Source organism: Lacrimispora sp. 38-1 (assembly GCF_049890855.1).
Taxonomy (GTDB): domain Bacteria; phylum Bacillota; class Clostridia; order Lachnospirales; family Lachnospiraceae; genus Lacrimispora.
Genome location: NZ_JBANEW010000068.1, coordinates 13,399 through 25,402 on the forward strand (window position 1 = coordinate 13,399; position 12,004 = coordinate 25,402).

General features: G+C 39.7%; 7 protein-coding genes. 1 reads left to right on the forward strand and 6 read right to left on the reverse strand.

Annotation, left to right across the window (positions count from 1 at the left end; genetic code table 11):
• Nucleotides 1-16 precede the first annotated feature (16 nt).
• On the forward strand, nucleotides 17-1,183 hold the full coding sequence (locus V7D18_RS20175) for a helix-turn-helix transcriptional regulator (RefSeq protein ID WP_426156890.1): 1,167 nt from the start codon (nucleotides 17-19) through the stop codon (nucleotides 1,181-1,183).
• Between the two features lie 137 nt (nucleotides 1,184-1,320).
• On the opposite strand, the gene V7D18_RS20180 is transcribed toward V7D18_RS20175, so the two are convergent.
• The 6 genes from V7D18_RS20180 to V7D18_RS20205 form a co-directional block, all read right to left on the reverse strand.
• A complete protein-coding gene (locus tag V7D18_RS20180; RefSeq protein ID WP_426156892.1) occupies nucleotides 1,321-2,742 on the reverse strand; it encodes a cell surface protein in 1,422 nt (473 codons plus the stop codon).
• A gap of 101 nt (nucleotides 2,743-2,843) precedes the next feature.
• Nucleotides 2,844-4,226 (reverse strand): MFS transporter, encoded by a 1,383-nt coding sequence (locus tag V7D18_RS20185; protein ID WP_426156894.1) that lies wholly within the window; start codon nucleotides 4,224-4,226, stop codon nucleotides 2,844-2,846.
• 473 nt (nucleotides 4,227-4,699) lie between these two features.
• A complete protein-coding gene (locus tag V7D18_RS20190; RefSeq protein WP_426156895.1) occupies nucleotides 4,700-6,226 on the reverse strand; it encodes a DUF5605 domain-containing protein in 1,527 nt (508 codons plus the stop codon).
• A gap of 53 nt (nucleotides 6,227-6,279) precedes the next feature.
• Nucleotides 6,280-8,436: a family 78 glycoside hydrolase catalytic domain gene (locus V7D18_RS20195; RefSeq protein ID WP_426156897.1), complete on the reverse strand. Its 2,157-nt coding sequence runs from the start codon at nucleotides 8,434-8,436 to the stop codon at nucleotides 6,280-6,282.
• A 39-nt stretch (nucleotides 8,437-8,475) separates the two neighbouring features.
• Nucleotides 8,476-10,878 (reverse strand): glycoside hydrolase family 3 N-terminal domain-containing protein, encoded by a 2,403-nt coding sequence (locus V7D18_RS20200; RefSeq protein ID WP_426156899.1) that lies wholly within the window; start codon nucleotides 10,876-10,878, stop codon nucleotides 8,476-8,478.
• Nucleotides 10,879-10,919: 41 nt separating this feature from the next.
• Nucleotides 10,920-11,972, reverse strand: a complete 1,053-nt coding sequence (locus V7D18_RS20205) for a family 43 glycosylhydrolase (RefSeq protein ID WP_426156901.1) — start codon at nucleotides 11,970-11,972, stop codon at nucleotides 10,920-10,922.
• Nucleotides 11,973-12,004: the final 32 nt, after the last annotated feature.

The window sequence follows — 12,004 nt, forward strand, 5'->3', positions numbered from 1 at the left end:
ATTAGGAGGTTAAATAATGGACATCATTACTTTATTAACTAAATATTTTAAATCCACTCATATCCCCATTACCCTTTATGATTGTAATAATCCAATATATTTCTTTGATCCAAATGCATCACAGCTGGACATTGCTCATATACTGCTTAGCACCGCTGCTACTCCTAATACTTCACCCGATGCATTCTACACGCTAAGCTCTCACTATCTATATTGTGGCCTGATCCATCTAAATGATACTCAGCAGTATATTACGATCGGCCCCATTGCAGAATTTGCAGTATCAGCAGGACATTTTAAAGAAACTCTTTTATCACTTAATTTAGATACTCCAAGATCAACTGAACTACTGAATTGGTTCCAAAGCGTTCCTTTAATGACAGGAAAACAGTTTATCGCTGTTTTAGAGTTCCTGCAAGTTTTACTTAACGATAAAAATGAACCAATTCCTTATTTTCCTTGTAGCGATTCGCCTTACAAGAGCACAACACTTGGTAAAGAACCCGATATTCCGCAAGCTCTCTCCCCCCAGATGGAGATTGAAATTCTTGCTTATATCAGATACGGTAAAACCAAAGAAATTAAAAAGCTTTGGAATACCTATTTCAGCAATAACGATCTTTATTTTACTCCATCGGTCACTTGTAACCAAACATATCAGGATATTTTTATCTGTTCCGCTGTTCTCGCTTCCAGGTCAGCGATTCGTGGTGGTTTAGATTTTAGCATGGGTGTTGACTTACTGAATAAATATATAAGTAAATTTCGTAACCTGAATAGTTCATCGGCAATTATCAACTTGCTAAATAATATGTTTTTAGATTTTGCCGAACAGGCTAGAAAAGTTCAGGAGCTTCCGGCTTCTTCTCCGACAATAAAAAAGGTGTCCCGTTTTGTGCAGAGTCACCTTTATGAAAAAATATCGACTTGTCATATTGCCAATGAATTAAATATGAGTGAAGCATTCCTATGCCGACACTTTAAGCAGCAAACCGGTATGACGCTCACTGAATATATAAACCTGACTAAAATTACGGAAAGTAAATTACTACTTGAAACCAGTGACTTATCACTGGCACAGATTGCTGTCACTCTAGGTTATTCTTCACAGAACTATTATCAAAGCGTCTTTAAAAAATTAACCGGCACTACTCCCACCCAATATCGTGAGAATATCCATTAGATATTTTTTTATAATCGCTATAAATCTTTCCCTCGGTACGGATCCCCCATACTGGATACATTGATTATATAAGTTTCCGGGAATGCCATAAAATACAGAAAAAAATCATTTGTCATATAAAATAATAAATTGATTATCTAATAATTTAATCGCTCCTCTACAGGTAAATTATCTACAGTAGGTACAGTATCATAACCTGCAATAAAACTTTCTTTCATTAAATTATAAAAACCAGTTCCTTCCTCTCCTGTTTTCCATTTTGGCTTTTCTTCGTCATCTACCCTTATTATGAACCTACCGTTAATTATGATGAGGTATCCTCCTTCCTTATCCTTCACTGCTTTTTTATCACCTTTTACCATTTTTCCATTTGTATCTACCACCTTATAGTAAACTTCGGTATTTTTATTTATCTCTACAATGCCATATCCATATTCTTTATCCGCATCTAGTCTAAGACCGTTAATATAATACTTGTCATCTTTTCTTTGTAACTTATTTCTGTTCCCATATGCCTTTCCATTGTCTGAAAAGCCAAAATAAAATACCCCATCACTCAAATCCACTATTATTTCTTTCCCAGTTTGCATTGAACCCCCTTCTGCTTCAGATTGAGAAAACAGATACAGATCGAAATTTTCAATATCATCTATAGAGCCCTTTTTTAAATCATCTGAGCTAAAGCTATCAATATCATGTTGAGATATAAATTTAGATTTTCCATCGAACAGAACAAAACCAGTCTTTTTTTCACCTGATCCATCAAAGGCATAATATTTTTCACCTATCTTATGAATGGAATCCTTCGGCAAAAGTTTCCACAGGGTCGATCGCATATTGACAATTCCATTTTCATCAAATTTATATAATATACCTTCAATATTCTTAGATCTATTATATATTTTTTTCGAATTTTCATCAAAAAAGATCCACTTATTTTCGTACCATTCTGTATTTTCTCTATATAAATCGGCTCCTTTATACTTGATACTTATGGTCTCATAGTCAAGCCACTGCTCTGTAAGCAATGCACCGTCTTCTTTGGAAAAATAAATTCCATCAATAAAAGGATTTTCTAATTCATTAATGGAATATCCTTCTTTATCAAACCAACCCGTCAGCATTAGTCCCGCTTCATTAAAAATATATGTTTTACCATCAATCACTTTTTTAAAACTATTATTTTTACGACAATATGATCTTCCATCATGGCCAAAATAATACCAGCCTTCATCAAAATCACCAGCCGAGTTCTGGGCTTCATCAATATATACCCAGCTGTTTTGAACCATTTTCCCACTGGCATCTACATAATAACTAGCTGTTCCCCAACCAAAGATGCAGTTCTTTAAAATTGTACCATTTGATGATAGGTAATACCATTTGTCATCGTATTTTTTCCAAGCATTTATCACCTCATGGCTGCTCGAGTCAGAACAGATAAACTTATTATTTTCGAGAGTACAACATTCTCCTGCCAATACTTCCTCATATAAAAAAGCATTCAAAAGGCAAAATAGAAGCAAAAAGGTTGTTAAAATAATTCCCCTCTTATACATTACTCTTCCCCCAAATATATTCATATTTTTTAGCCAAATATATAAGATATTCTTGCCCAGTTATTTTTGATAAATAAGATTCCCAATCCAGTATAGAATCTTTAACTTTCCAGAAGTTTTTCTCTGCTTTGCCATGAAGATTTACGTGATTCCTCATTTTCCACTTTAATTTTCGGCATTATCTTATCAAGTTTATAAAAAATCAAAGATAAAGTCATTAACAGATAAAATAACATAGGAATTATGCTGAATAAAATGTGAATCATTGCAATAACCTTATCGGGCATTATGGTAAGAGAAGCATCATAACCAACACTTCCCAAAAGAAATCCAAGCATTCCAGCGCCAATAGCAGAACCAACTTTTGTTGCAAATCCAACTATGCTTCCTAACATTCCCTCCATTCTAGGTTGTTTTCTCCATTCATTATAAGAAGCACAATCAATAATAAGCAAAGGTGTTAAATAGGCTATTGGGAGATTCCCCATTCCGCATATAACAGTTCCAATCGCCAATAGTGGAATATTATCCCCTGCAAAAAATAAAGAAAAATATCCAATGGAACTAATCATACATCCCCCCATCACAATTTTGGATGCAGTAAATTTTTTCATTAGAACGGGTACTAACATCATTACCGGCAGAGAAAGTATTGTTGTCGCCGCGATTATACCCATTATTGCTACATTTTTCACTATATATGTGTAGTAATAAATAGACACTCCCATATTTGCAACTAAGCTACTGGTAAAACTTAAAAGCGCAACTACATATATATACGGATTTCCTTTTAATAAAGCCAGAACATCCTTAAATATGATTTTTTCTCCTATAGCAGAAATCTCCGTATGGTTTTCTTCTTTAATAAATATAAAGCGAAGCATTCCAATTAACAAAAGCGGTACTGCATAGATCGCAATCAACGTACTCCAACCTTTTGGTGAAACCGCAAGTTTTGCCATTAAAGAAGGAAAACTGATGTTCAAGAAAATCACACCAATAGTTGTAATAATACCACCGTAAGAATTTAATTCTATGTATTTTTGATCACCTTTAAAAGCACGTACCATATAAACTATACCATTAGCATGTAATAAAGTTACAAATATAGAATTAACAAAAACAAACATTATTAGAACCCATACAGTTTTAAGTGTGATTTCAGCCTCAGACGGGCAACTGTATAATAGCCACGTGCACAACCACATTCCAATAACAGCAAACTCATATGGACGTCCGCGTCCAATCCTGGTATTCGTACGGTCAACAATATACCCCGCTATCATATCGGTAATAGCATCCATCACTTTGCTAATCACCAGAAGAGTCCCCACCAAAGCCGGAGGCATTAACAAAGTGTCTGTACAGTAAATAGATAAATAGCCCAAAACAATTGCATTACACGCTAAAGATATCGACCTACTATGCCACATCAGCAGTTTCTTTAGCCCAAGCCGTTCCGTATTTTTTGCATTCTGCCCCATACAAAAATCTCCTTATCATTTATTTATGGTTTTTAATATAATCATTTTACCCTAACAACTTTTTATCGTATTACGCTATTTTAACTTATATTACAAATTATTTACTTAACTTTATACTTTATAGGCATTGTCAACAATATTGATATGTCCATCACAGTCGTATTTGTAATATTTTATTACAATTGTTGCATTTTCTATTTTATCCGAACATACCAATAAACAAAATTGCTAATCCACCAGTTATTTGTGGGGTTTTTTATATGAATTAATTTATTCTATAAATCAGAAATCACCAGGGCGCCAGAGACAAATTTACTGATAGGAGATCAGCAAATTAATAATTCTAAGTTTAGACCCTAGACTTTTGAATTCCAGCAACGATAATCTACCTTGACAAATATATCATGTTTAATAAAAATGCTGGAAAATAGCATATAAATCACTATTTTCCAGCATTATAAAGTTAAAACTATTTAATTCAATTTTAATGATTGTCCAGACATTCGAGTAATAAGTATTGCTATTCCTTCTTTTCCCGGTAGACCTATTTTTACCTGGCCGCTGATTCCTTCTGCAATCATAGTGCGTGTCATTGCCCATATATCTATTACTTCCACCCGATATTGTCCGTCTTTTGGCAAATTCACCCTTGCAAAGACGGGGCAGCTTCTTCCCAAATACTCTAGCCGGTAATCATCCGCAAACAGTACCATTGGCCTATGTGAAATTACATCATACGTTCTGTCTGGTGCTGCTTTTTCCAAAAGAGTTTTAAAATACTTATCCTGCTGTACAGCATCTTTGTCCTGATTTGGATTTTCATCAGTGATCTGATGTAAATATTCCCCCTCTTCGGGTAAACTATAGAGCAAATCTCTCAAAAAGGAAATTCGGCTTTCGCTTTGGCCGTATAAAATCCCGCCTTTCGCCCACCAAAGTACCTCATCCTCGCGATGAAAAGTTTCTCCATGTGTACAATATCCGCCCCGACAAACTGACACCCAGAAACGATGGGCCATTTCAAATGCAGAAATGTTTCCCCACGCATATTCGATATCTCCCTCGTATCCGCACTCATCAACAATAACCGGCATTTCATATTCCTGTTTCCATACCGGTATATAATGAATCCCCATCGATTGTACGGAGCAATGCGTCATCCAATTTTTTTTAGGATACATGGTAAGAATCTGGTGTATCGAAATAAGATGGCCATACGGATCCTTTTTCTTCAGCAATTCACCATACTCATTCCAATCTTCCATAATCTTTTTATAAACCATCTCATATTCATTAGCCAAACTCCACCAGACATTTCTGTACGCTGCCAATCTTGCAATACAATATTCCAGATATTCAAGCGACTCCTGCTGGCTGATCTTCGCAAATCCCCACCGGTCATACGGATGAAACAGAATGATATCAGCTTCTATTCCAAGCTCACATAAATCTTTTATTCGCTTGTCCAGATTATCCCAGAAAGCAAAGACCGGCTGCTTTATATTCCATTTTTCATTTCCAGATCCTGCAAACGGGAAATATTCTGGTTCGTTGTTGTTATATGGCATGGATTTGGGAAATATACACATACGGATTTTATTAAAGCAGGAAGCCTTTAAGGTATCCAATGTCTGCACCTGAAGTTCTTCCGGCTGATTGGTCCATGCATAACAGGTGGTTCCAAAAGGAATATACCTTGATCCATCAGTATACCGGAAATGAACGCCTTCCGTCCGCACTGGCCCATGATTACCGCCGCCACATGCAATACATTCGAATTCCCCGCTGAACTCCTGTCCGCCAAGCGTAATCCGATAGCTCCATATTCCTGTCTGGTCTGGCATAAAACGAACCATATATTCCTTTTCTCTGTACTTAAAAGCCGGAATAACTTTTTTAATATTTCCTTTTGTAAATATTCCGCAATATTCTACCAGTCCGGCATTTGCAATATCTTTTATACTTACCTCAAATATATCATATTGCTGTATTCTTTTCATGGTACCCTCCTAATATAAAGTCTGTTTTAACTTACTACTTTAAAAACCTCTTTTTATAGAAAAAAGACGTACGATCCGGGTTCTACTTTCTTTTCCTGCTCTCCTAATACCACGTAGGCTGGGCTTTCCGTTTTTATCTCAAGTCTTATCCGGTCTTCTACCCACGTCCATCGTGAGGTTATCTGGCCGGCTCTGGTCTGCAGATCTGCCTCTAACCATTCCAGTCTCTTATCAGGTTTGGGGGCAATGCGGACTGCCGCAAAGCCGGGCGCTTCTTCAATGAGCTGGATACCGCCTGCTTCTTCATACAACCAGTCCGCAACGGCTCCATATGCATAATGATTAAAAGAGTTCATATTTACACTCCAAAACTCTCCATTTTCCATGATTCCGTCCCAGTGTTCCCATATCGTTGTTGCCCCTTTGTTCACAGAATAGAGCCACGATGGATACTCTTCACGCAGCAACAGGCTGTAGGCCAGCTCACTATGCCCGTATTTGCTAATTACATGTAGTATATATGGTGTTCCAACAAATCCGGTTTTCATTTGGCAGCCATCTTTTCTTATCATGTCCGCCAACTCGTCTGCCGATTTCTGCGGATTTTCTGATAATTCAAACCATACCAACAGAGTATATTCTGTCTGAGTCAGACAGCTGGGATATTTTATCCTAAAAGCCCTGATAATTTCCCCGTATAAACTTTCGTATTCCGATACATCTTCTCCCAAGACTTTTCCCGCCTTCACCAGAATGCCTGTGGAATATGCATAAAAAGCAGAAGCAATAAAATCTTCCCTGCTGGATCCTTTATAGCTGCCTGTCGGTGCATCGAGTCCCAGCCAGTCACCGAAATGTTCCCCGTTGGTCCATAAATATTCCGTTTCTGTAGTACCGGTAATATAATCAACCCATTTTTTCATACTTGGAAATTGTTCGCGCAGTACCTCTGTATTTCCATATGTGAGATAAATCTGCCAAGGGCAAATTACCGCGGCATCTCCCCATGCCGCACTGGGCGCACCTTCCGGCATATAATCTGGAATAACCTGGCCAACAGCTCCGTTTGGACGCTGATCTGCTGCCAGATCCCGCAGCCATTTTCTAAAAAAGCGTTCAACATCAAAATTATAACTGGCTGCTTTTACAAACACCTGGGCATCACCTGTCCACCCCAGCCGCTCATCCCTCTGAGGACAGTCAGTCGGCACATCAAGAAAATTTCCTTTTTGTCCCCAGACAATATTGGAAAATAATTGATTGATCTTTGAATCAGAGCACTGTATTCTTCCTGTTCGCTTCATTTCCGAATAAACTACAATTGCTGTAAAATTTTCTGTCTTTGCTTCCCCCGGGAACTGCTCCAGCTTCAGGTAGCGAAATCCGAAAAAGGTCAATCCTGGATGCCATTTCTGCGTACCTTCTTCACAGATATAGTTTATTTCTGCCCTGGCACTGCGATAATTATCATTATAAAAGTTTCCGTTTGCATCCAATACTTCTCCGTGCAGGATTTTTACAGTATCTCCTGCTTTTGCATCAACAGTAAATTCTGCATAACCGGTTATTTCCTGGCCAAAATCCACCACCGTTTCACCCGCCGGGGTCTGAAACACTGATTTTGCATATACCCGCTCCATTTCGCGGATTTCTTCTCCTTCCTGGGGAATCAGAATGTCAAGCGGCCAGTCCAACGGAGCAACAGCCTTCCATGCTTCTGTACGATAACCGGCATCATAATTTTCCCCGTCATATATTTCACTGAATCTTACCCCACTTTCACCGTATTCCCATGAAGTATCTGTTGTAAGAATCTCTGTTTCTTTCTCTCCATAAATCAGATGAATTTCTCCCCAGATGCCGCAAGGCTGGCTGCTCCTTCTATGTTTATCTTCCGTTTCCTCCCAACCTGGCATAGGAGAACGAAACCAGCCTTTTCCGACCGTAACCAACAGTTTATTCATTCCGCTTAACAGCTCTGTAATATCATATTGCTGATATTGCAGTCTTTTCTCATAAGCCGTCCAACCGGGAGCCAATACGTATTCACTGATTCTCTGACCATTTAATTCTGCTTCATATACTCCCAGCGCAGTCAGATAAAGAATTGCTCTGACCGGCTGTTCTTTAAGCTGCCACTGTTTTCTGAATACGGGACAAATACTCCCCATTTCTTCAGACGGCTGTATCCATTTTGCCAAAAACTCCATATTATATTTCCTTTCTGTTCGCCTCTAAACTGTAAAGCGTCACTTTACTTTACAATCCGCATAAAAGTCCCTCTCTCTTCCCTGTATCCATGTATCCTGTGTTATGATAAATGTATCCTTTAAACGGATATCTTCTGATGAGCTTCCTATCTGGACCTCTATCTCTCCTTTTTCTATTTTCCACTTCATTTCTCTGTCAAGGAAAGCACATTGGCTTGCCTTCATTGTAAAGACAACGTTTTTCCTCTCCCCGACTTTTAAAGTCAGCCGTTTGAATCCCGCCAGTTCTTTTACAGGGCGCGTCATGCTTGCAAAACTATCACGGATATAGAGCTGTACAACCTCATCTCCATCCCTGCTGCCTTTATTCTCTACTGTAACTTCAATTTTGATCTGTTCACCCGGACGAACCTCTTTCTTATCCAACTTTAAATCCGAATAATCAAACTCCGTATAAGACAAGCCGTACCCAAAAAAATACCGGGGTGTATGCGGCATATTCACATAATTCTTAAATCCGATACTTTCTCCCTGATGATAAGCCGAACCATTGGGATGGTTATAATAAATAGGGATCTGCCCGGCATTGTATGCCGTGGATACCGGCATCTTTCCACCCGGGTTATATTCTCCCAGCAACACCTTAACGATTGCCTCCGCACCACACTCTGATGGATTCCAGCCCTCAAGGATGGCATCCAGATATGTATCAGCTGCATCACTGGATATCGGACGCCCATCGAAATGAATTCCTATCATTGGTTTGCCATATTCTGCCGCCTTTCTTATGAATGTGTCCTGACATACCGGAAGATTAATGTCCGTACTGTCTACACCCTCACCCATGGATGCAACCGAACAGGAACCATGTTTTCCACCCAATGTCATAATAACCAAATCAGCATCTTTCACTGCTTCAAGAGCCTTATCAATATGGGATAAGTCATTCCCAGCAATTGGATACCCATATTCATAAGTAATCGCAACATCAGGCAGTTTTTCACGGAGTTCTTCCAGGAGACAACGACATCCCGGTTTCTGTTGTTTCAAGATGGCATCAAATTCTTCTGTCTCATCAATTTGAATCTGGGTCCCCGGGACCGTTAGCATATTTTTCCTGGTTACGTCTCCTGACTCCATACCCGCAATTGAGTTTGCCACGGCATATACTGCTTCCACCATGCTCAGATGTGTATATCCACCAAAAAAACTTCTGGCATTTTTCGCATGGCAGCCGATAACAGCTATCTTTTTCAAATCCCTTTCAAGTGGCAATGCGCCGTTATTTTTTAAAAGCACCATGGATTCCATCGCGGACTGCAGGGATATTTTTCTGTCCTGTTCATCAAAAAATGCGTTTCTTAATTCCTCACCTTCCAAAGCAAACGGATGCTCAAAAATACCCATGCGGAACTTTGCTTCCAACACCCTCATAACTGCTTTGTCCAGTATTTTCATATCTGCTCTTCCTGTGCGAAACCATTCTTTTAGTTCTTCATTATATCCCACACAGTTCTGCATTTCCACATCCATTCCCGCTTCCATACAGAGCAGCCCGGCTTCTGTTATGCTCTCTCCAATTTTCTGCACATCATGTACATTAGCAACTGCGGTATAATCAGATCCGCAGATTCCATTAAATCCCATCTCATCCCTGAGAAGCCCAGTCAGCATCTTTTTTGATGCGGACAAAGGTTCTCCATTGATAGAGCAGTAACACGGCATAATTCCCTTAAGATCCGCTTCTCTGATTGCCGCCTGAAATGGCTTTCCATATACTTCATCCAGCAGCCTGTCAGGAATATCACAGTTTGAGCCGTGAATTCCTCCTTGTGAATTGTGAAATCCCAGAAAATGCTTCGCCATGGACTCCGCTCTTCGTCCTGCAGTCTTTCCTGACTGTACTCCCTTTGTATAGGCGGTCCCCATAGCTGCTGCAAGTGCCGGATCCTCCCCATAAGTCTCACCCTGACGCCCCATTCTGGAGTCTCTGGAAATATCAAGGATCGGAGCCAGCACCTGAGTAATCCCACATGCCAGCTCCTGCCTGCTGACAATCTGACCCACCTTTTCTTCCAGCTGGGGATTCCAGGAAGCCCCCCTGCCAATCCCTGAAGGAAAACTTATTCCATCCTGAATGAACGGACCGCACAGTCCTTCCATATGAAAGATTGCAGGGATATGGTGTTCACTATTCTCCATGACCATTTTCTGTATTTTCTGCTGCCAGGCGGCAGCGTTTTCCAAACTTTCAATTTCTCTCATATCTAATGTACTAACCTGGCCGATTCCATACTTTGCTTCTTCTTTCAGGCTGTCCCAGGTATTTCCAAGTGGGAACAGGCAGTTCACCTGTCCCATCTTCTCGCCCAGGCTCATTTTTGACAACAAATCCTGCGTTCTCTCCTCTGGGGAAAGATTTACATTTAAATATTTTTCCATTTTTTCACCCGTCCGCTGATTTCCTCAAAAATATATTTTATTTACTCGTAATCTTCTATTTTCCACTCTTCTTTCCAATCCACATATACCATCTCTCCCTCAAACCGCAGCGGAAGCCAGACATAGTCCGCAATGGATGTGTTCCTTTTGGAATCTTCCCCAATTTTTTTTCCAAAATCAATCTTACCTTTAAATTCCGGATGAAACATTTTCTCATACATTTTACTGTATTCGTCATACTTTAAGTCCATCTGATCCGGCACCCATCTGTCCGCCATTGCAACATAAAGGTCTTTCTTTCCCTCAACCTTGAAAATAGAAGATATCTGTGAATGATAAGAGGTTCGGCTTTCATCCCCTGGATGGGGATCACTCAATACCTTATATGGTCCATGCCATGTATCCGCGATCGCAACCTCAGAAGGATTGGGGAGATAGCCGGTGGTTCCAGACGTAATCAAATAATGTCTGAAATCCCTGCTGAAATGCACAGTTGCCTCTCTCACATAAGGTGGGTGCGAATGGGGAAAATGTGTACTGTAATATCCCGTCACATCTGTATAGTCCGATGTCAGGTCTGCACAGATTGTTTCACTGTGGACACGCTCAAAATAGTAATATGCTTTTCCGTCAGGTGCAACCGCCAGGTCAAAATCTCCTGCGCTCATATTCAGAGGCTTTAATCCCTCTCTCACTTTCGTGTATGGTCCAAGGATATCATCAGCTGTCATTACAGTCTCTGTCTGCGAACCAGCCCTGTCCATGATTTTCATCCAGCATATAAACTTCTTTGTACTTTTGTTATATATAATATGCGGTCGGTCCATCATGGAAGAGGGATGCAGAGATGACCGGGGATCTTCTGTTTCAGGCGGAATAATCAGTCCTTTATCTTCCCAGTTATATAAATCTGTAGAAGTGTAGCACCTCACACCCCAATGCCAGACTTCATCAAGACCCGTCGTTTTTTCTTTATTTTCTCCGTACCAATAATATACTCCATTCAGATACATCACAGAACCACCGTGCGACTGAATCCGTTTTCCTTCTGTGTCCAACCATACCTGGCCCGGACAAAAAGATTCATATTTCATTTTACTGCCCCTTTTCATTTTCTATCCTAGTA

Excerpts from the sequence above, each read along its gene's own strand:
- V7D18_RS20175 (WP_426156890.1), top strand. The coding sequence starts at position 17 with ATGGACATCATTACTTTATTAACTAAATATTTTAAATCCACTCATATC.
- V7D18_RS20185 (WP_426156894.1), bottom strand. The coding sequence starts at position 4,226 with ATGGGGCAGAATGCAAAAAATACGGAACGGCTTGGGCTAAAGAAACTG.
- V7D18_RS20195 (WP_426156897.1), bottom strand. The coding sequence starts at position 8,436 with ATGGAGTTTTTGGCAAAATGGATACAGCCGTCTGAAGAAATGGGGAGT.
- V7D18_RS20180 (WP_426156892.1), bottom strand. The coding sequence starts at position 2,742 with ATGTATAAGAGGGGAATTATTTTAACAACCTTTTTGCTTCTATTTTGC.
- V7D18_RS20200 (WP_426156899.1), bottom strand. The coding sequence starts at position 10,878 with ATGGAAAAATATTTAAATGTAAATCTTTCCCCAGAGGAGAGAACGCAG.
- V7D18_RS20190 (WP_426156895.1), bottom strand. The coding sequence starts at position 6,226 with ATGAAAAGAATACAGCAATATGATATATTTGAGGTAAGTATAAAAGAT.
- V7D18_RS20205 (WP_426156901.1), bottom strand. The coding sequence starts at position 11,972 with ATGAAATATGAATCTTTTTGTCCGGGCCAGGTATGGTTGGACACAGAA.